Raw genomic sequence first — 18,370 nt, forward strand, 5'->3', positions numbered from 1 at the left:
AAGTAACCTTTGCCGGGCGAACGTCTGTCACTCGGTGCTTGGCCGTGTCGGCCGCTCGACATAGAGTGTCAGTCGTGCCAGAACCTGTCATCGAAGCCAGAAACCTCGTCAAGAAGTACAAAGACTTCGCCGCCGTCGACGATATCTCGTTCGATGTAGCTCCGGGGGAGTCGTTCGGGCTTCTCGGGCCGAACGGCGCCGGCAAGTCGACAACGATGCGCATGGTCGGCGCTGTTTCGTCGCGCACAGCAGGGAGCCTCAGCATCCTCGGCCTCGATCCCGACGAATATGGGCCCGAGATCCGGTCGCAGCTCGGCGTCGTGCCCCAGGCCGACAACCTTGATGAAGAGCTGCGCGCCCGCGAGAACCTGCTTGTTTACGGTCGTTACTTCGGTCTGCCACGACGGCTCGTCGCCCAACGCGCAGACGAGTTGATGGCCTTTGCCCAACTCGATGACAAAGTGAAGGCCAAAGTCGATGACCTTTCGGGCGGTATGAAGCGGCGTCTCACGATCGCGCGAGCACTCATCAACGACCCGCGTATTCTGCTGCTCGACGAACCGACAACTGGCCTCGACCCGCAGGCGCGGCACGTTCTCTGGGACCGTCTCTTTCGGCTCAAAGAGCAGGGAACGACACTCGTGCTCACGACGCACTACATGGATGAGGCCGAGCAGCTGTGCGATCGCATCGTCGTTGTCGACGAGGGCCGCATTATGGCCGAGGGTTCCCCGTCGCAGCTCATCAGGCAGTACTCGTCGCGTGAAGTGCTTGAGGTGCGCTTCGGCTCGCAGAACAACGAAGTCGTTGCGCGCGAACTCGAGGGCATCGGCGACCGCAATGAAGTGCTGCCCGACCGCATCCTGATCTACGCCTCAAACGGTGAAGAGGCGCTTGGCGCCGTGACCGAACGCGGCCACACGCCGATCACGAGCCTGGTGCGCCGATCGAGCCTTGAAGACGTATTTCTGCGGCTCACCGGGCGGAGCCTCATCGAATGACCGCGACAGAGATGAGACCGGATGCCGCTCACGCACTGATCGCCGCCCGCGCTCCGCGACGGTGGGGTGCGTGGTACGTCGCCGAGCATCGTTTCCGCGGTATGAAGGCGTACACGCAGACCGTCATCGCCACGGGCATCGGCTCGCCGCTCATGTATCTCTTCGCGATGGGTGTGGGGCTCGCGAGCCTCGTCGATGCGAATGTCGAGCAGAATGGCCTCGCCGTCAGCTACCTCGTCTTTGTGGCACCAGCGCTCTTGGCAATGGCGGCATTCGAGGCAGCTGCCGAAGAGTTCAGCTACCCAATCATGCTTGGCTTCAAATGGAACCCGATCTTCACCGGCATGGGCGCGAGCCCCGTGACCCCGGGGCAGATCATCGACGGCCAGGTGATCGCGGTGACCGTACGCATCGCTGTCACATCCGGTCTCTATTACCTGTTCATGCTGCTGTTCGGCGCTGTGCCCGGCGAGTTCGGCTGGGTGTCGCTCGGCTCTGCCGTACTGACAGGGCTCGCATTCGGCACGCTGCTCATGGCGTACGTTGCGACGCTCGAGAACGACAGCGGCCAGATCGCCATGGTGATGCGGTTTCTCGTGCTGCCGCTCACCCTGTTCTCGGGCACGGTGTTTCCGCTTACGCAGTTACCGTGGTTCCTGCAGTGGATTGGCTGGCTCTCGCCGCTCTGGCACGGCACCGAGTTGGGGCGCGTCGTCTCGTACGGGCATCCTGAACCTGCCTGGCTCAGCATCGTGCACGTCGCCTACCTGCTGCTGCTGACCGTTGTCGGCTGGATGCTGGCACGCCGCGTGGCCGCGAGGAGGCTCAACCGATGAGCGTTCAGATCGCTCCGGCTCGGCGCAGTGTCAACGGCCCTTCCGCGCTGTATGCGGGAAATGCGCGCTCGGTCATGCTGCGCGGCTGGCGGGCGACGGCGAGCACGAACTGGCTCGTCATGGTCTCTGGCTTCTTCGAGCCGATTTTCTACCTGCTCTCGATGGGCATCGGCCTCGGGGCGCTCGTGGGCAATGTCGAGGGGCCGGGCGGCACAGAGATCCCGTATGCCGCATTCATTGCTCCCGCCCTGCTCGCTGTCGCGGCGATGAATGGAGCGGTCTACGATTCCACGTGGAACGTGTTCTTCAAGATCAAGTTCTCGAAGATCTATGAGGGAATGCTTGCGACATCGCTCGGCCCCTTCGACATCGCACTCGGCGAGATCTCTCTCGCGCTGATTCGCGGGGCGATGTATGCGTTCGGCTTCATGGTCGTGATGCAGGTTCTCGGGCTGAACCTCTCGTGGTGGGCGCTGCTGGCGTTCCCCGCTGTGCTGCTCATCGCAAGCGGCTTTGCCAGCTTCGGCATGGCCGTGACCAGCTACATGAAGACGTTTCAGCACATGGACTGGATCAACTTCATTCTCATGCCCATGTTCATGTTCTCAGCCACGTTCTTTCCGCTGAGCGTGTACCCGCCTGACGTGCAGTTCGTCATCCAGGCACTTCCGCTCTGGCATGGCGTCGAACTCGTACGCGGCCTCACGACCGGAGCTGTTGAGATGGGGATGCTGTGGCACGTGCTTTACTTCGCCGTGATGTCGCTCGTCGGCATCGTATTCACGACGCGGCGACTCCGTGCACTGTTCCTCGACTGACTCAGTTGCTCTCGCGTGGGTCGCGCTCACCGGGTGAGCCGGCTGCAGCATCCTCATCGGGATTCGCGATCGTCCAATGCGTCAATGCAGAGGCCGAGTGCGTCATGCAGCGCCTTCGCCTGAGTGGAACCGAGTCTGCTGACCATTCGGCTCTCGACCAGCCGGATTCTTTCTGAAGCGATGTCGAGAAGCTCTTGTCCCTCGGCCGTCAGGGTCGTGGGCAGTGCGCGCCCGTGGGCAGCCTGAAGGGCGCGATCGATGAGCCCTCGGCTCTGTAGCGTGCGCATCAGCGTGTTCATGGTTTGCCGTGTGACGAATGCACCGCGTGCAAGCTCTGCGTTCGACCAGCCGGGATTGCGGCTGAGCAGCTCCAAGCAGACGTACTGCGGTGTCGTCAGTTCAATCTCGCGCAGGGTCTCATCCATGCGTGAGCGCAGCAGGGACTGTGTCTCTTTGAGCCGGTAGCCCACGAGAGAGCCAAGGTCATCGGGGAGTTGCGTCATGTAAGTATTCTGACATACACTGTGAATGTCAGCATCCTGACATCAAGATCTGGAGGTACATCATGTCGGTACAAGGAATCGATTTTCTCGCCCTGCAGGTGCGCGATGTCGAACGCGCTGCGGCGTTCTACGAGACCCAGCTGGGGATGCAGCGAGCACCGCAGTCACCGCCCGGAGCCGTGGTGTTCCCGAGCGGGACGATCCCGTTTGCCGTGCGCCAGCCACTGCCGGGAGTCAACCTCGACGACGGCCCACGGCCGGGAAACGGCGTTGCACTGTGGATGAGCTGCGACGACGCACAGGAGTTGCACGATCGCCTCGCCGCTCAGGAAGTCACAATTCTGAACGCTCCGACTCCTGGGCCTTTCGGGCTGGCCTTCACCTTCGCCGACCCGGACGGCTACGCCGTCACCGTGCACGAACAGAGCTAGTCCACGACACGACGGCTCCGTGCTCTGTTCCTCGCCTGAGAGAGCACGGAGCCGCCTTATCGGGCCACGCGCGAGGCCAATCGACTCCCACGCGCGACAACTTCACCGTTATGGCACCGGTCGGGGTGCGGTTATACGGTAGTGAATCCGCCGTCGAGCACGTAGTTGCTGCCCGTGATCATTGCCGCGTCGTCACCCGCGAGAAAGGCGATGAGAGCGGCAACTTCCTCGGGCTGCGCGAAGCGGCCGACCGGGATCGCCTCTTTCGCCTTCTCGCCCTTCTCGCCTGCCCACGCGGCCTTCCCGAGCGGAGTCTCAACGACGGTCGGTGAGATCGCGTTGATGGTGACGCCCTGTCGAGCCCACTCAAGTGAGAGTACGTGGGTGAGGCCCACGACAGCTGCCTTGCTGGCGCAGTAGGCTGCATGCTGGTCCAACCCGATCACGGCGGCTTGCGACGCCAGGTTGATGATGCGTCCGTAGCCAGCGTCGAGCATGACGCGCCCGGCAGCCTGCGACATGTAGAACGTGCCACTGAGGTTGATATCGATGGTGAGCTGCCACCGTTCTGGAGTGACATCGACAGCGGGGTCTAGCAGAGCCAGTCCCGCTGAGTTTACGAGAATGTGCGGTGTCCCGACAGTTTCGACAGCTTCGGTAATGACGTCCGTTGCTGACGCAGGGTCAGTGAGATCCTTCACGATTCCATGGTGGCCGTCTCCGGGGAGCTGTGAGGGCAGGTCATAGATGCTCTCATTGAGGTCGACGCCGACGACGCGGGCGCCACGTTCGGCGAGATGGTGCGCAACGGTGAATCCGATTCCGCTTGCTGCCCCCGTGATGACGGCAACTTTGCCTGAGAATGTCGTTTGCATGATTAGTCCTCGTACTCTTCGATCGCGCGAACTTTCGCGTTTGATGGGCTTTCTGGGTCGAATGTGTAGTCCAGCCATTCATGGGCGAGGCGGCGGGCAAGCTCGATCCCAACGACGCGCTGCCCGAAACACAGAACTTGAGCGTTGTTGGAAAGCACGCTGCGTTCGACAGAGAACGAATCGTGCGCACTCACCGCGCGAATGCCCGGAACTTTGTTGGCGGCAATCGCCACACCCAGACCGGTTCCGCACACGAGCAGCGCGCGATCCGCTTTGCCTGATGCGACAAGCCGGGCTGCCTCTACGGCAACGTGCGGGTATGCGGTGTGTCCGTCTTCTGAGACACCGACGTCCTCGACGGATTCCACGCGCGCGTCGCTGACGAGATCCCGCTTCAGGATCTCCTTATAGTCGAAGCCCGCGTCGTCAGAGCCGACGACGATTCGAAGCGTTGAGTTACTCATGATTGTTCCTCTCCAATTCACGTACGGGGCTCATGGCGCCGAGCGCCGTCACGATCAGCGCAAACGATGTTGCTCCGGCGTCGGGGGTGCCGACGCTCTTTGCTGCGAGCGGACGGGCGCGACCTTTCCGCGGCGTCAGTTCTGCGGTCGCCTCGGCAGCGGCGTGCGCAGCAGATGCCGCAGAACTCCAGGCGGCCGCGAGTGAATCGCCTGCTTCGACGCGTTCACGCAGCTTCTGCTGAAAGGGCACGGCGGCATCGATCAGCGTCTTGTCTCCGATGTCGGCACGGCCGAGGTCGGAGATTGCTTGCACGAAGGCGTCGATAGCATCAACGGCGTCGTTCGCCGTGTACGTCGGGCGGGAGTCTTCGAGAGCGCTGCCCGCGCTTTCGAGTCCGGCGCCCCAGAGCACGCCCGACGTGCCTCCCGCCTCTGCTGCCCATGCCCGACCCGCTCGTTTGAGCAGCCATTCGGGGCCGGCACCGTCGAGCCTGGCGACGGCGTGCACCGCCGCGTCAGCGCCCTTCACCATCCCGCGCCCGTGGTCGCCATCGCCGGCAACGGCGTCGATGCGCCCGAGTTCGTCTTCGTTCGTGTGCAGAACGCGAGCGAGCTCGGTCAGCCCCGCGGTCACGAGCGCCGCGAGTTCTGTGCCTGCCTCGCTCGGAGTCGGAATCTGAGCATTCGTGTCTGCGTCGGCTGCGATGTCAGGTGCATACAACTGCGAGATCGCCGCTGCGGTTTTGCGGTAAGCGGGAGTGTACGCATCGGCTCGCCATGCTTCCTCGAGCTCGTCATCGAGCCATGTGATGGTGAGCGAGACACCGCCCATGTCGAGGCTCGTAACGAGTTCACCAACTTCGGGTTCTACCGCAGTAAGTCCCTCGTCGGCGAGCATGAGCCGAATCTCGTTCCACAGCAGAAAGAGTTCCTCGTACTTCGTCGTGCCGAGGCCGTTGACGATGACGGCTACACGGCTGGTTTCGATGCGAGGTCGCTCTGCGAGAACACCGTCAACGAGCATCCGTGCGAGTTCGTGAGCGCTCGTCAGGGGAGCATCGTGGATTCCAGGTTCGCCGTGGATGCCGAGGCCGACGCCCATCTGACTGTCGGGAACCGTGAAGAGCGGCTCGTGGGCGCCGGGCATCGTGCATCCGGTGAAGGCGACGCCAAATGACCGGGTCGCAGCGTTCGTGGCGCGACCGATACGTTCTACCTCATCGATGTCGGCTCCGGATGCTGCGGCAGCACCGAGCGCCTTGAAGACCGTGAAATCTCCCGCAATGCCACGACGCTGCTCTTCCACAGGCGATGACGCCACGTCATCGGTGACGATCACAATCCGCGTGTCGATGCCCTCGCTTCTGAGACGCTCCGCTGCGATGCCGAAGTTCATCACGTCGCCGGCGTAGTTGCCGAAGGTCAGGATGACGCCTCGACCTTGATCAGCAGATTTCGCTACCGAATAGACCTGGGCGGCCGAGGGAGACGTGAAGACGTTGCCCACGACGGCGCCGGATGCAAACCCCGGGCCAACCAAGCCGGCGAAAGCGGGGTAGTGCCCAGAACCACCCCCGACAACGACCGCCACGATTGGATCGGCTTCTCGGTGGCTGATCACGCCGCCTGGCACTGCCCGAAGCCGGTCTGCGTACAGATCGACGAACCCGGAGAGCTGGTCCTCGGTGAATTCGGACGGGTCGTTGTAGAGGGTGGTCATGGTCTTTCCTTAGCGGTTCTGGCCGGGAAGGCCCTCGTACGCGATGTTCCCGGATTTAAGGTTTTCGTCGATCAGGTCGGGGAGTTCTTCGAGGAACTCATCACGGTTGGTGACGACGTTCTTCATGGCGTCGTCGACGTTCTCTGATGTCACGGCGGGCATCACGTAAACGGGCTCTGTGTCGACCTTTTCTCCGCGCACGATTTTCGCCGCGACAGCCAGTCCCGATGCGAGTTCGACGGTGCCGTGCTGAAGCGAGGTGCCAATCATGTCGCCGTCTTTGACCGCCTGTAGGCCGTCTTCAATACCGTCGATTCCCACGACGGATACGTCGGTGATGTTGGCCTCATGCAACGCTTGAATTGCTCCGAGCGCCATATCGTCGTTTTGTGAGATCACGCCGTCGATGTCATCGCCGAATGCGGTGATCCAGTTCTTCATCTGGTTGACGGCCTCGGCTCGTTTCCAGTTTGCGGTTTCCTTGGCGAGAACCTTGATGTCCGGGTTCTCGGCGAGCACGTTGTCGATGCCTTCGCCGCGGTCGAGCTGGGGCGATGACCCCAGTGGGCCCTCGAGAACCACGACGTTGCCGCTCCCGCCGAGCGCTTCGACCATCTGCGTTGCCTCTTGCTCGCCTGCAGCGACGTCGTCCGGCTGCACGCTGGCATCGACCTCGACTCCGGAAAGCGAGGTGTTGACCGCAATGACAGGGATATCGGCGGCGTGGGCTGCATTTACCTGGGTGCTCAGCGAGTCGGCCTGAACGGGCACAATGATGATGGCGTCCACGGCGGCATTGACGAACTGATCGACCTGCGAAGCCTGCGTTGACACATCGCCGTTTGCCGAGTTCCACTGCAAGGTGATGTCGTTGGCCTCAGCGTAGGCTTCCATGCCTTCCTTGCCCTGCGTAATGAACGAGGACATGTCATAAACAGTGACGCCGACTGTGATGTTCTCTTCGCTGCCTGCAGCGGGGTCCCCGGCTCCGCAGCCGGACAGCGTGAGTGCCGCGCTGGTGGCCAGCGCTGCGGTGGCGAGGGTTGTTTTGATTCTGTGTTTCATGGTGATTCCTTCATCTTTGGAGGGGCAGGGAGGTGTGAATGGGAAGGGGGAGTTAGGTTCGGCGCTTGGATGCCCAGACATCGGCTGCGACGGCGGCGACGATGATGACGCCCTTGATGACGTCTTGCCAGTACGCCGGAACGAGGAGGAGGTCGAGACCGTTGTTGATGGTCTGGATGAGCAGCAGGCCGAGGGCAGTTCCCCAGACAGAGCCGCGGCCGCCCATCAGGCTCGCTCCGCCAATCACCACTGCTGCAATCGCATCCAGTTCGTAACCCTGACCGAGGTTGGGGGCTCCTGTGCTCACCCGGGAGGAAAGCATGAGCCCGGAAAGACCGGCGAGGATGCCGCTGATCGCATAGACGCTGAACAGAAGGCGTTTGGAGCGCACACCGGCGATCTCGGCTGCGAGACGATTGCCGCCGATCGCGTAGACGCGGAGCCCGTAGCTGGTGCGGCGCATGACGAACGCGAACACGATGATGGCGACGATCATGAGAATGACCGGCACGGTGAAGCCGAGAAACTCGGTGTTGGCCCAGACGCCGTAGCTTGCGGGAAGGCCGTTGATCGGGGCGCCATTGCCGATCACATACGCGACACCCGAAGCAAGAGTGAGCATACCCAGAGTGGCAATGAACGGGGGAACGTTCAGTCGGCTGACGACGAAACCGTTGATCGCGCCGGCCGCGAGCCCGGCGAGCAGGGCCGCGAGTAGCGGGTACAGCGGATTGTCGCCGAGGTTCTTCGCTGACCAGGCCGCGGCCATAGCGCTCGCAGCGATGACACTTCCGACGGAAAGGTCGATGCCTCCCGTCAGGATGACCAGAGTCTGCCCGAGCGCGATGAGCGCGAACGGGGCCGCGGCGACAAGGATGGTGACGAGGTTGTCCGGCGTCGCAAATCGGGCGCTGCGGTAGGCGAAGAACGCCACAATCAACAGCATCACGACGACCATGATGTTGCGAATCAGGAAGTTGCCGACGATGCTCTTCCACGTTCGGGTCTTCTGCGCCGATACGACATCGGCAGTGGTCGTGGTCATGGTGCAAGCTCCTCGGTGTGCGTCGGGTGGGATGTCTCCAGGCCGGAAGCGAGCCGGAAGATAGTGTCTTGGGCGTCGGGCGAGGTGAGTTGTTCGCGATTGAGCTCTCCGGCAACACTGAACTCGCGCATCACGAGCGCGCGGTGAGTCAGCGAGAGGATTTCGGGCATGTCGCTGGATGCCATCACCACGGCCATGCCTTCTTCGGCGAGTTCGGTGATGATGCGATAGATTTCGCTGCGTGCTCCGACGTCAACTCCACGCGTGGGTTCGTCGAGGAGGAGCGCGTCGACAGTCGCTGTCAACCACCGACCGAGAACGACCTTCTGCTGGTTGCCGCCCGAGAGATTCTCGATCGCTTGCCCGAGACCATCGCTCTTCAACCGCATCGACCGCATGGCCTCGCCGATAGCAGCCTGTCGTTTTCGTCTGGTGATGACGCCGAACTTTGAGAAGATGTCGAGCCGTGGAAGCGTGGCATTGTCGATCACGCTCAACGGCATGATGGCGCCGGCTCCTTTGCGATCTTCGGGAACGATCGCGATGTGACGCTCGATGGATGCTTGCGGCTGACCGGGCTTGAGCACGTTTCCAGATACCGTGATCGTGCCCGAGACGGGCGTGCGGATACCGTATATGCACTCAATGAGTTCGGTTCGACCGGCGCCGACAAGGCCGGCGAGCCCGAGAATCTCGCCGCGGCGCACTCGGAACGAAATAGGCTCCGCTTCGGGAGCGATGACGAGGTCGGTGGCCTCAAGAACGACGTCGTCCTTGTGACGGGGAATCTCGGGGAACAGGTTCTCGAGCTCGCGCCCGATCATCGCGGTGACGATGTCGTCGTCGGTGATATCCGCGAGTGCGCTGTCTGTGATGAGCTGCCCGTCGCGAAGCACGACGACGCGATCGGCCATCGCGCGCATTTCTTCCATCTTGTGCGTGGTGAAGAGCACCGCGACGCCCTGGTCGCGCAAATTGCGTACGACGTCGTAGAGGTGTGCCACTTCACGTTCTGCGATAGCGCTCGTCGGTTCGTCGAGCAGCAGTACGCGAGCTCCCCGGCTGGTGGCCTTGACGATCTCGATGATCTGCCTCATCCCGACGGGAAGAGAACCCATTTGTACGGCGGGATCAATGTCGACACCGAACTCGCGGAGCTTGACTGTTGCCTCGCCGATCATCGCGCGTCGATTCAGCGTACCCAGAGGAGTGCGTGTTTCGCGCCCAATGTAGAGGTTTTCGTAAACCGTGAGCTCGGGGATGGATGCGAGCTCCTGAGGAACGATTGCGATGCCGAGCCGATTCGACGCTTTGAGGTTTCCCATGGGGAGCTGACGATCGCGGACGTACACCGTGCCAGCATCCGGTCGGTATTGACCAGAAGCGATCTTCATCAGTGTCGACTTACCCGCACCATTCTCACCAGCCAGTGCTGTGACCGTCCCAGGCTCAAGTGACAGATCGACACCCTTGAGCACGGGGATACCCCCGAAAGACATTTTTATGTTTTCGCAGGCGAGCATCGCGGGTTGTGAAGCGGCGTCCACATCGGTGGGGGGCATGCTCGGCTCCTTCGCTTTGAGTCGTCTTCGGTGCGACAGAATGACGATAAATCAGTGGTTTGCAAAATGCAAGTAGTACTGCTCAGATGAGCAGCGGGACAATTTGAGAAGGTATCTGCTCGTGCGCAGAATGGGCGCGAGGTCTTTCGCGCGGCAGTGGGCGCGGAATCTGCCTATGGCCTGGGTGTTCTCGCTGAGCGCGATCGGTTGGAGTTACCGAGAAAGGTGCGCGTCGTAGGCCGCGCGTACTGACGAAACCCACGGAGCATCGCTCGGCGCGATGACATCGGTCGGGCATTCCGCCCACGCGGGGTTGGAGCCCAGCAGCGTCCACGCCGCCTGGCGTGCAGCGCCGTAGGCTGCATGCTCACGGTCGGCGGGGACACGGATGGGAGTCTTGCTCAGGTCTGCCAGCACCTGACGAAACGTCTGTGAGCGCGAGCCGCCTCCCACGAGAAATACACGACGCGCGGGTCCGCATTCGACACGAATCGCGTCGAGAGCGTTTGCTGTCGCGCAGCCAATCCCGAGCATGGCGGCGCGGGCCAGATTCTGCGGCGTGAGAGCTGACCGATTCACGTCGCTGAACATGCCATCAGATTTCGGGCGACGAGGGTTCCGCTCGCCATCAAGAAATGGTAAGAGTGTGATTCCACCTGCATCGGGTCTGGCGGATGCTGCGAGTGCATCGAATTGCCCCAGAGAGGCCCCGAGAAGTCTGGCCATCGCGGTAAAGAGTCGAGCGCCATTGAGCATTGCCACGATCGGGATGAAACCGTCGCGGGCGTCGCCCATCGTGTCGATGTAGCCGTGACGGTCATAAGCGATGCGCGTCGTTCGCATAGACACGGTTGTGCTCGTGCCCACGGAGATGACGACATCGCCCGGGCACGTGTTCAGTGCGAGATGGGTTGCGGCGTTATCACCGCAACCGGCGCCGATGAGAGTGCCTGCGGGCGTCTTTCCGACGGCATGCCCGGGGCCGACGATGTCGGGCAGGTGGATGCGGCGGCCAAACGAGTGGGTGAGAAGGTCATCGTGGTACTCGTTGTTGAGTGGTGACCAGTAGCCAGTCGCCGAGGCGTCAGAGCGGTCGGTTGTTGGCTGATTTTCTTGACCGTGCACGCGCCACGTCAGCCAATCGTGCGGCATCAAGGTCCATTCGACACGGTCGGCGAGCTCGGGATGATGTGTCGACAGCCAACGGAGTTTGCTCACAGGGTGAGCACTGTCTGGGATGAGCCCGGTGCGTTCCAGCCAGACGTCTGCCCCGATCTCGGCGACGAGTTCGTCGGCACTTGCCATTGCTCGCAGATCGTTCCAGAGAATGGCATTCCGCACCGGTTGTCCGTGTGCGTCGAGAAAGATCGCGGTGTGTTGCTGGGCGGCAATCGACAGTGCCGCCACAGCATCCAATTGCGTTCCACCGACACCGTCGAAAGCGAACCACCACTGTTCCGGGTCGATATCGGTGCCGTCCGGGTGGGGGAGGGCGCTCGAACGCAGCAGCTCGCCCGAAAGCGCGTCCACGACGATGAGCTTGGTCTGCTGTGTTGACGAATCGACTCCGGCAACAGCCAAGCGAGACATGAGCTATCCCGCCAGCAGTCGCTCAGCCGTGAAGACGTCTGTCGCGAGCCCCGTCAGAAGACCCGAGTTCAAGACCGCGCGCACGGCTCGAGTTTTCGAAGGTCCACCGGCGACTCCGAGGCGGGACGGGATGGCGCGGAGCTGCTTTTCTGAGATTGCAACGCACCGAGAGTCGATGTCGTGAATGATGTCGCCCGAATCGGTGACGATCGACGATGCTACTTCTGCGACGGCCCCACGGGCGAGAAGTGCCTCGCGATCGCTGTCGTCGAGCGCGGGGTTCTCCATCATGAGTGAGTTGGGTGGGTGCCACGAGCCGATTGCGCAAAATGCGACGGTGACGTCATCGAACATATCGACAGCGGCGCGCACTCCGGGTTGGCGCAGAACGCCTTGCGCCGTCTGCTCGTCACTCATGACGAGCGAAGCGTAGATCGGCCATCCGTGAACGTTAGGGAGCGCGGCAAGTCGACGGATGACCTCAAGGCCGCTTTCCTGAATCGGGCCCGCAACGCCCGCGAGCTGCACCACCGAGCGGCACGGAAGATGGTCAAGCTCGCGGGCCATCGCGTTGAGTGTGCGGCCGGAGGTCAGCCCGAGGACGTCATCGGGACCGACGAGTTCTTCGATCAGCTGGGCGGCCGTCGTTCCGAGGGCCGACTGCACTTCTGTGTCAGCATCGACGGGAACATCCACGGCGATTGCCTGATTCAGCCCGAATCGCTGCCTGAGGCCCATCGAGAGATCAACGTCGACCCCGGGAACGCTCGTGATCTCAAAACGAATGATCCCCCGAGCCACGGCCTCGTCGATCATGCGTCCCACTTTGAAGCGGCTGAGCCCTGTCGCCTCCGCGATCTCGACACGCGACTTGCCGTTTACGTAGTACTCGCGGGCGACGTGAGCTAGCTGAACGCTCGTCAGAGGGCCATCACTCATCGCTGCCTCCCCTTGGTGCGGTGCGACGCCAGCTGCGTCGACACTCTAGCGTCAGCATACCGCGGCGTTCATGTGAGCAGGAGGATGCTCGATCGCATGAGACGCTCAGTCGAGCAAGATTGGCAGCAGTGTGCACATACGGGCGTTCAACCCTGGGCTCGTCAGCTGCCGACGATGGCCGTCGTCTGGCGCCGTGCAGGCGAGCGGAGCACGATGTTTCCGCGGCGATGTGCCAGCACGAGCATGGGAATGGAGAGCAGAACGCTGACGGCAACGGGGACGATCGACGCCTCCAGCCCGAAGGCGCCCCCGGTGAGCAGCGGGGACCCGTTGACGGTGACGGTGAAGAGACCGGGGGACGCGATTCCCGAGATCGGGATCCCCAGCAGTCCCTCCGTGGTGTTCCAGGCAAAATGCAGACCGATCGCAAACCAGAGGCTGCGTCGCCACAAGAACGCCGAGCCGAGCAGCACTCCTGCTTCAAGCGCGATGGCGAACGCGCTCCACAACGTGGCACCCGGGTTCGCCAGATGCATGATTCCGAAGAGCAGTGATGTGCCCGCGAGCGCTGCCCAGCTTCCGCCGAGCTTCTCAAGAGCCTGCAGCGCGAGACCGCGAAACACGAGCTCTTCGATGACCGCGGCACCGATGTTCGCGACAACGACCGTTGTGATCACGGCGAGGGCGTCGGTCGGCGCCCATTCGAAGCTGTACCCGCCGAGGAGTGCGATCGTCGCGACCGAGACAGCGATGAAGACGAGCCCCACCTCGATTCCGAACACCGTCTCGAAGAGCGAACGAGTGCGAGAGAGCTCAGGCACCGCTCGCCCCGCCAATCTGCGCATGACGAAGCGGTAGATCAGCAGGCCGACGATGACCCCGATCAGCGGCAGCATCACCGTGCCGACCGGGCCCGCGACGGCTGCGGGGGAGATGATGAGCGCATACGCGCCGCCGACGGCGATCATGCCGACGATGAGCCAGGCGATGGGAAGCTGAAGCACGCGACGAAGCGGCGAAAGTGGGGTCATGACTCGCTTTCAGTGAGAGATCGAGGATGCTGTCGCATCAGGAATTCTCACGCTACGGTTCTCATGCCGCCCGCGCGTCACTCCGCAGTGCCGTTCTCGCATAGCCCTGTCGTACGGGTGCGTTGCCGACCAGCATCCGTGATCGTGAGGCACTCGAGATCGCGGGAGCGTTCACTCGTCGCGCCAGTGCTCGGTACTTGTGCCCTGTGCTCAGTGCTCGGTGCTGACAGTCGAGGACTCGCTGCTCAGCGCCTCGATGCAGCGGGTCAACCCCTCGTGGAGTGCACGCGTCTGCTCGTCGTCGAGCAGGCTGACCATTCGTCGCTCGATCTCCGAAATGCGTGAGGTTGCGCGGTGCAGAAGCTCCTCCCCGTGGGCGGTCAGCGTGGTGGGGAGTGCGCGCCCTGTGCGCGCCTGGGTCGCTCGCGTAATGAGCCCTCGGCTCTGCAGCGTCTGCATCAGCGTGTTCATGGTCTGCCGCGTGACGAAGGCACCGCGAGCAAGTTCTGCGTTCGACCAGCCGGGGTTGCGGCTGAGCAGCTCGAGGCAAATGTACTGGGGAGTCGTGAGGCCGATCTCGCGGAGCACCTCGTCCATCCGCGCGCGCAGGACGGACTGGGTCTCTTTAAGTCGGTAGCCCACGAGTGCTCCGAGATCATCGGGGAGTTGCATCATGTAAGTATTCTGACATACAGTTAATGTCAGCATCCTGACATAGGAGGCGCACACCGATTTAAGGAGATTCCCATGCCCGCTCTCGGCCCCGACTTCATCGCGCTGCAGGTGCGCGACCTGGATCGCGCCGCCCACTTTTACGAGACGCAGCTCGGTCTTCGCCGTGCGCCTCAGTCGCCGCCTGGCGCCGTCGTCTTTCTGACCGAGCTCATCCCTTTCGCCGTGCGTGAGCCTTTGCCCGGCGTGGACCTCGAGTCGACTCCGCAGCCGGGCCTCGGCGTTGCCCTATGGATGAGCTGCCACGACGCGCAGAAGCTGCATGACGATCTTGCCGCGAGCGGAACGCCGATTCTTGCGGCGCCGTCTGCCGGCCCGTTCGGCCTGGCGTTCACGTTCGCAGACACCGATGGCTACGCGGTGACCGTACACGAGTCAGCGGAATAGGCCATACGTTGACGAGTGATCTGGCTCGCCGCTGAATCAGCGGGCGGGACCCGGTGTTTGCGTCCAGAGCACCATCGACGGGACCTGCTCACGCGCCCGATCGATCTTCGCCCTCAGCTGCCGACGCTTGGCCTCGGGAAGTCGATGGCGGAATGGCGAGCGAAGGAGCGTCGTCCACGTGTCAACAGCTGTGGTCGTCATCCCGAGCTCGTGTGCCTGATCGGCTACTGTCTCGAGAGCCACAGTGTCACCGGCGCGCGTCGCCGTGGCGTGTCGCGCGAAGACATCGAGAAGCCCGCCGCCGGCAATCGCTGCAGCCTCGTCAATGAGAGCACTGGCCTCGGCGATGGACGACCCGAGGCGCACGGCGCAGTGTGCGAGCATCCCGGCGAAATACGTGTGTTGGACGGCGAGCAGCCATCGCCCGGCCGTCACGAGCGTCTCTGCGGCGTCGCTGTCGAGATTCTCAGCCGCGAACCTTCGCGCATCGGACCAGGCGCGCAACATGATGACTTTCGGGTCGTTGAGGGAAGCCGGAAGCATCTCGTCAAAGAGCCGGCGTGCCTCGTCATGTTGCCCGGTGGCTCGGGCTCCTGCTGCGGCCAGGGCATGAGAGGCGGGGAGTAGACCGGCCGCGTCCCGCCACGCGAGATGTGCCGCGGCTAAGTGCCCGAGACGGTAGGCCGCAGTGGCGTCGCCAGAGAGCAGATGGCTGAACCCCAGTGCATATTCCCACATGCCGAGTGTTTCAGGCTGGTGTTCGCGTGCCTCAGTGATCATCCGTTCCAGACGTTGACGTGTCGCTACGACGTCTCCGGTATTCGAGAGAGCCATGACTTCAGTCAACGCGATCAGCGCGGCGCCTCCGGGTACGAGGTCAACAAGGTCGCTCGGCAGAGAGCGCAGGCTGAAGATCATGCGGAGCGAATCGTCCAGCGGACCGGTGATCACTCCCGATACGCCGAGGGTGATCATGCCCTGCGCCGTCTCGGCATCCGACGTCTGGGCATCTGGTGCCTCAGCGGGCAGGGGCGCCTTGTCGCTCCCGTGTCCGGCGACGGCGGCCCAGCGCATTCGTGCCCGTTGGAGGTGCGCCGCCGAGTCCGGATCTTCGACCGATGTGAGAGCGTCGTCGATCACGGCGAGGGCGGCAGAGGCATCGTGGTGCTGCACCCCGAGGTGGCGGCTGCGAGCCAGCGCCGTCGCCACGCTTTCGGTCTCGTTCGTGGCGAAACTTCTCGCGTGGTCGAAGTGCTCATCTGCTGTCGCGGAGAAGCCCAGCGCTGACGCCGCTTGCCCGGCAAGGCGATGGCCTCGGGCTGACTCGGGCTCGCGTGCGACAACGGCTTGAGCGGCTCTCAGCGCGAGGCGAGCATCGAAGCTGCCGAGCGCGTGCTCCGCGAGTCTGATTGTCGCCGCGACATCGATCTCATCGGTCAGATCGATCGCCAGAACGTGTGCCCGACGTTGCGCGTCGAGTCGTCCCTCCGTGGCTTCGCTTCGGAGGACATGTACGACCTCCTGGGTGAATTCATGCCAGAGAGCATGCGAATAGCGAGTGCGAAGAAACCCTTCATCGAGCGGATGAGACAGCCGTACCCACCCTCGCCCACTGCGCTCGACGATGTCAGCGCGGGCGAGCACTCGTCGTTCGGCATCGGGAAGTGCGGTGGCTGGATATTCTCCGGCAATGGCCACCAGAGCGGCGGCGTCCACAGCAGCGTCGGAAACGCCGTCGAAGCGGTGGCCCAGAAGTCTGGCCAACCGCGGTGTTGGCGTCGGTGAACCCTGTAATTCCCAGCCGTGTTCCGTGCTGACAAGTCGGCCGTCATGACGCGACCCGGTGATGATCTCGCGTAAGTGCAGGGGGTTTCCGCGAGCGGCGTTGTGGATGCGCGGTCGAGTATCGGGCGTCAGCGCGCCGCCGACCAGATGGGCGGCAAGCTGGTCGGCCTCGTCAACGCTGAGGGTGCTCATCGGAAGGTGGGTGAGGTCACCGCTGTCATACAGCGCCTGAACCTCTTCGGGAGCGCTGTCAAAGTCGCGCACAGACAGGAGCGCTGGGAGTCGCGCTGTCTGGATCAAGTGAGTGATCACAAAGAGCGAGGAAGCGTCAAGTTCGTTGACGTCATCCACCAGGAGCGTTGCTCGGGAGCGTTGGCGGACGTAGTGGTCGATCAGCCCGCCGGGAGACATGTGGCCGCGAGGGAACGAGCCGACGGATCCGGCGAATACGCCGAGCGGTATCGCCGCGCTGAGAGGGCTCGCCGACAGCAGCGGTGCGAAATCGTGCTGTGCCTTGAACGCTGCGGCAACAGTGCGCAAGAGGTGGGTCTTGCCGACGCCTGCCTCGCCGGTGACCAGGATGGCTTTTTGGGTGTTCAGCAGCAACATGACAATTTCGGGTCGACTGGAGGTCAGGATGTCCTCAGCCGTGACGGTCGTTGTGAGGGTTCGGGGCGTTACCCTGCTCAGGGCGGTGGAGTCGGAGGCGAGCCGGAGTAGCGAGTCCGATGGTTCGCCCCTCAAGATCTGCGTGTGGACGCCGCAGAGCTCTCCGCTGGGTTCAACGCCGAGCCGATCGGCGAAGATCTCGCGAGCCCGAGTGAAGACCTGCAGTGCCTCTGGGGTGCGCCCCATTCGATAGAGGGCGGTCATCAGTTGTCCCCAATGTCGTTCATGGAACGGCTGCTCTTCTACTAGGGCGTGCAGTTCGGGCAGAAGCTCGTCACTGCGGCCGAGAGCAAGGTCCACGTCGAGGCGGTCGGCGTGTGCGATGGAACGTCGCTCTTCCAGCCGTTTTGCCTCGACCAGCAGCGCCGACGAGGAATGCAGACCCGAGAAGATGTCGCCGCGCCAGAGCCCAAGGGCTTCGTGCAGGCGGGCAGCCGCATCTTCGAGGTTCCCTTCGGCAAGCAGCGAGTCTCCGTGCTCGCACAGCCTCTCGAACCGTGCCACGTCGGTTTCGTACGCCGCAGGATCGAGGCGGTATCCGTCATCAGCGAATTCGATGTCGATCGGGACAGCGGACCGGAGCCGTGAAACTTGGGCGTGTAGCGCGTGGAGGGGATCACGGGGCGTGAGGTCGTCCCACAACTCGGCGATCAGCCGTTCCGCGCGGAGCGGGCGTCCGCGAGCGAGCGCCAGGCGCGCGAGTAGTCCCCGTTGTTTGAGACCGGAGATCGGGCAGTCGCGGCCGTCGACGAGGGCGCGCACGGGACCAAGCACAAGGACGTCCAGCACAGCGCGGATCCTCTCGTCAGTGTCAGATCACCGTAGCAAGGGTCGGATCGGACTCACGCCCCCAGTTCGCGGCTCTTGACAAACGAAAGAAAATGCAAGTGCTGGCGGCGCGACGGTGATGTCGCTGT

17 protein-coding genes are annotated in these 18,370 nt (G+C 63.0%); 5 read left to right on the forward strand and 12 right to left on the reverse strand.

Going from position 1 to position 18,370, the window contains the following annotated elements; all coding sequences use genetic code 11:
* The first annotated feature begins 74 nt into the window (after positions 1–74).
* The 3 genes from OK352_RS05585 to OK352_RS05595 are packed head-to-tail and all read left to right on the forward strand — an operon-like array spanning position 75 to position 2,655.
* Positions 75–1,001, forward strand: a complete 927-nt coding sequence (locus OK352_RS05585; protein ID WP_265140461.1) for an ABC transporter ATP-binding protein — start codon at positions 75–77, stop codon at positions 999–1,001.
* Positions 998–1,837 carry an ABC transporter permease gene (locus OK352_RS05590; protein ID WP_265140462.1) on the forward strand — a complete coding sequence of 280 codons (840 nt, stop codon included), beginning with the start codon at positions 998–1,000 and terminating at the stop codon, positions 1,835–1,837. Before OK352_RS05585 ends, OK352_RS05590 begins: the two co-directional genes overlap by 4 nt.
* Complete coding sequence (locus OK352_RS05595) at positions 1,834–2,655, forward strand: ABC transporter permease (protein ID WP_265140463.1); 822 nt, start codon at positions 1,834–1,836, stop codon at positions 2,653–2,655. Before OK352_RS05590 ends, OK352_RS05595 begins: the two co-directional genes overlap by 4 nt.
* A 53-nt stretch (positions 2,656–2,708) precedes the next feature.
* Here OK352_RS05595 and OK352_RS05600 read toward each other — a convergent pair whose 3' ends face one another.
* The gene (locus OK352_RS05600) at positions 2,709–3,158 is read right to left on the reverse strand and encodes a MarR family winged helix-turn-helix transcriptional regulator (protein ID WP_265140464.1); all 450 of its coding nucleotides are present in this window, start codon (positions 3,156–3,158) and stop codon (positions 2,709–2,711) included.
* A 62-nt stretch (positions 3,159–3,220) separates the two neighbouring features.
* On the opposite strand from OK352_RS05600, the gene OK352_RS05605 reads away from it, so the two are divergent.
* On the forward strand, positions 3,221–3,589 hold the full coding sequence (locus OK352_RS05605; protein WP_265140465.1) for a VOC family protein: 369 nt from the start codon (positions 3,221–3,223) through the stop codon (positions 3,587–3,589).
* Between the two features lie 131 nt (positions 3,590–3,720).
* Here OK352_RS05605 and OK352_RS05610 read toward each other — a convergent pair whose 3' ends face one another.
* The 10 genes from OK352_RS05610 to OK352_RS05655 form a co-directional block, all read right to left on the reverse strand.
* Positions 3,721–4,464, reverse strand: coding sequence for a GolD/DthD family dehydrogenase (locus OK352_RS05610; protein ID WP_265140466.1), 744 nt, complete (start codon positions 4,462–4,464; stop codon positions 3,721–3,723).
* Positions 4,465–4,466: 2 nt separating this feature from the next.
* Complete coding sequence (locus OK352_RS05615) at positions 4,467–4,928, reverse strand: ribose-5-phosphate isomerase (RefSeq protein ID WP_265140467.1); 462 nt, start codon at positions 4,926–4,928, stop codon at positions 4,467–4,469.
* Complete coding sequence (locus OK352_RS05620; protein ID WP_265140468.1) at positions 4,921–6,648, reverse strand: dihydroxyacetone kinase family protein; 1,728 nt, start codon at positions 6,646–6,648, stop codon at positions 4,921–4,923. The genes OK352_RS05615 and OK352_RS05620 overlap by 8 nt, the downstream gene beginning before the upstream one ends.
* Positions 6,649–6,657: 9 nt before the next feature.
* Positions 6,658–7,713 carry a substrate-binding domain-containing protein gene (locus tag OK352_RS05625; RefSeq protein ID WP_265140469.1) on the reverse strand — a complete coding sequence of 352 codons (1,056 nt, stop codon included), beginning with the start codon at positions 7,711–7,713 and terminating at the stop codon, positions 6,658–6,660.
* 52 nt (positions 7,714–7,765) lie between these two features.
* Complete coding sequence (locus OK352_RS05630; protein WP_265140470.1) at positions 7,766–8,758, reverse strand: ABC transporter permease; 993 nt, start codon at positions 8,756–8,758, stop codon at positions 7,766–7,768.
* The gene (locus tag OK352_RS05635; protein WP_265140471.1) at positions 8,755–10,320 is read right to left on the reverse strand and encodes a sugar ABC transporter ATP-binding protein; all 1,566 of its coding nucleotides are present in this window, start codon (positions 10,318–10,320) and stop codon (positions 8,755–8,757) included. The genes OK352_RS05630 and OK352_RS05635 overlap by 4 nt, the downstream gene beginning before the upstream one ends.
* A 213-nt stretch (positions 10,321–10,533) precedes the next feature.
* On the reverse strand, positions 10,534–11,910 hold the full coding sequence (locus OK352_RS05640) for a xylulokinase (protein WP_265140472.1): 1,377 nt from the start codon (positions 11,908–11,910) through the stop codon (positions 10,534–10,536).
* A gap of 3 nt (positions 11,911–11,913) precedes the next feature.
* Entirely contained in the window at positions 11,914–12,849 is a 936-nt protein-coding gene (locus OK352_RS05645) for a sugar-binding transcriptional regulator (protein WP_265140473.1), read from the reverse strand.
* A gap of 161 nt (positions 12,850–13,010) precedes the next feature.
* Positions 13,011–13,880 carry a CPBP family intramembrane glutamic endopeptidase gene (locus OK352_RS05650; RefSeq protein WP_265140474.1) on the reverse strand — a complete coding sequence of 290 codons (870 nt, stop codon included), beginning with the start codon at positions 13,878–13,880 and terminating at the stop codon, positions 13,011–13,013.
* Between the two features lie 210 nt (positions 13,881–14,090).
* Positions 14,091–14,555, reverse strand: a complete 465-nt coding sequence (locus OK352_RS05655) for a MarR family winged helix-turn-helix transcriptional regulator (protein ID WP_265140475.1) — start codon at positions 14,553–14,555, stop codon at positions 14,091–14,093.
* A 72-nt stretch (positions 14,556–14,627) separates the two neighbouring features.
* Here OK352_RS05655 and OK352_RS05660 point away from each other — a divergent pair, with 72 nt between their 5' ends.
* Positions 14,628–14,999, forward strand: coding sequence for a VOC family protein (locus OK352_RS05660; RefSeq protein WP_265140476.1), 372 nt, complete (start codon positions 14,628–14,630; stop codon positions 14,997–14,999).
* A 36-nt stretch (positions 15,000–15,035) separates the two neighbouring features.
* Here OK352_RS05660 and OK352_RS05665 read toward each other — a convergent pair whose 3' ends face one another.
* Positions 15,036–18,242, reverse strand: a complete 3,207-nt coding sequence (locus tag OK352_RS05665; protein WP_265140477.1) for an AfsR/SARP family transcriptional regulator — start codon at positions 18,240–18,242, stop codon at positions 15,036–15,038.
* Between the last annotated feature and the right edge of the window lie 128 nt (positions 18,243–18,370).

Origin of the sequence: Microbacterium sp. MPKO10, from assembly GCF_026107415.2 — a bacterium.
Lineage (GTDB): Bacteria > Actinomycetota > Actinomycetes > Actinomycetales > Microbacteriaceae > Paramicrobacterium.

Excerpts from the sequence above, each read along its gene's own strand:
- OK352_RS05620 (WP_265140468.1), bottom strand. The coding sequence starts at position 6,648 with ATGACCACCCTCTACAACGACCCGTCCGAATTCACCGAGGACCAGCTC.
- OK352_RS05605 (WP_265140465.1), top strand. The coding sequence starts at position 3,221 with ATGTCGGTACAAGGAATCGATTTTCTCGCCCTGCAGGTGCGCGATGTC.
- OK352_RS05595 (WP_265140463.1), top strand. The coding sequence starts at position 1,834 with ATGAGCGTTCAGATCGCTCCGGCTCGGCGCAGTGTCAACGGCCCTTCC.
- OK352_RS05610 (WP_265140466.1), bottom strand. The coding sequence starts at position 4,464 with ATGCAAACGACATTCTCAGGCAAAGTTGCCGTCATCACGGGGGCAGCA.
- OK352_RS05630 (WP_265140470.1), bottom strand. The coding sequence starts at position 8,758 with ATGACCACGACCACTGCCGATGTCGTATCGGCGCAGAAGACCCGAACG.
- OK352_RS05635 (WP_265140471.1), bottom strand. The coding sequence starts at position 10,320 with ATGCCCCCCACCGATGTGGACGCCGCTTCACAACCCGCGATGCTCGCC.
- OK352_RS05625 (WP_265140469.1), bottom strand. The coding sequence starts at position 7,713 with ATGAAACACAGAATCAAAACAACCCTCGCCACCGCAGCGCTGGCCACC.
- OK352_RS05615 (WP_265140467.1), bottom strand. The coding sequence starts at position 4,928 with ATGAGTAACTCAACGCTTCGAATCGTCGTCGGCTCTGACGACGCGGGC.
- OK352_RS05590 (WP_265140462.1), top strand. The coding sequence starts at position 998 with ATGACCGCGACAGAGATGAGACCGGATGCCGCTCACGCACTGATCGCC.
- OK352_RS05655 (WP_265140475.1), bottom strand. The coding sequence starts at position 14,555 with ATGATGCAACTCCCCGATGATCTCGGAGCACTCGTGGGCTACCGACTT.
- OK352_RS05640 (WP_265140472.1), bottom strand. The coding sequence starts at position 11,910 with ATGTCTCGCTTGGCTGTTGCCGGAGTCGATTCGTCAACACAGCAGACC.
- OK352_RS05600 (WP_265140464.1), bottom strand. The coding sequence starts at position 3,158 with ATGACGCAACTCCCCGATGACCTTGGCTCTCTCGTGGGCTACCGGCTC.
- OK352_RS05650 (WP_265140474.1), bottom strand. The coding sequence starts at position 13,880 with ATGACCCCACTTTCGCCGCTTCGTCGCGTGCTTCAGCTTCCCATCGCC.
- OK352_RS05660 (WP_265140476.1), top strand. The coding sequence starts at position 14,628 with ATGCCCGCTCTCGGCCCCGACTTCATCGCGCTGCAGGTGCGCGACCTG.
- OK352_RS05645 (WP_265140473.1), bottom strand. The coding sequence starts at position 12,849 with ATGAGTGATGGCCCTCTGACGAGCGTTCAGCTAGCTCACGTCGCCCGC.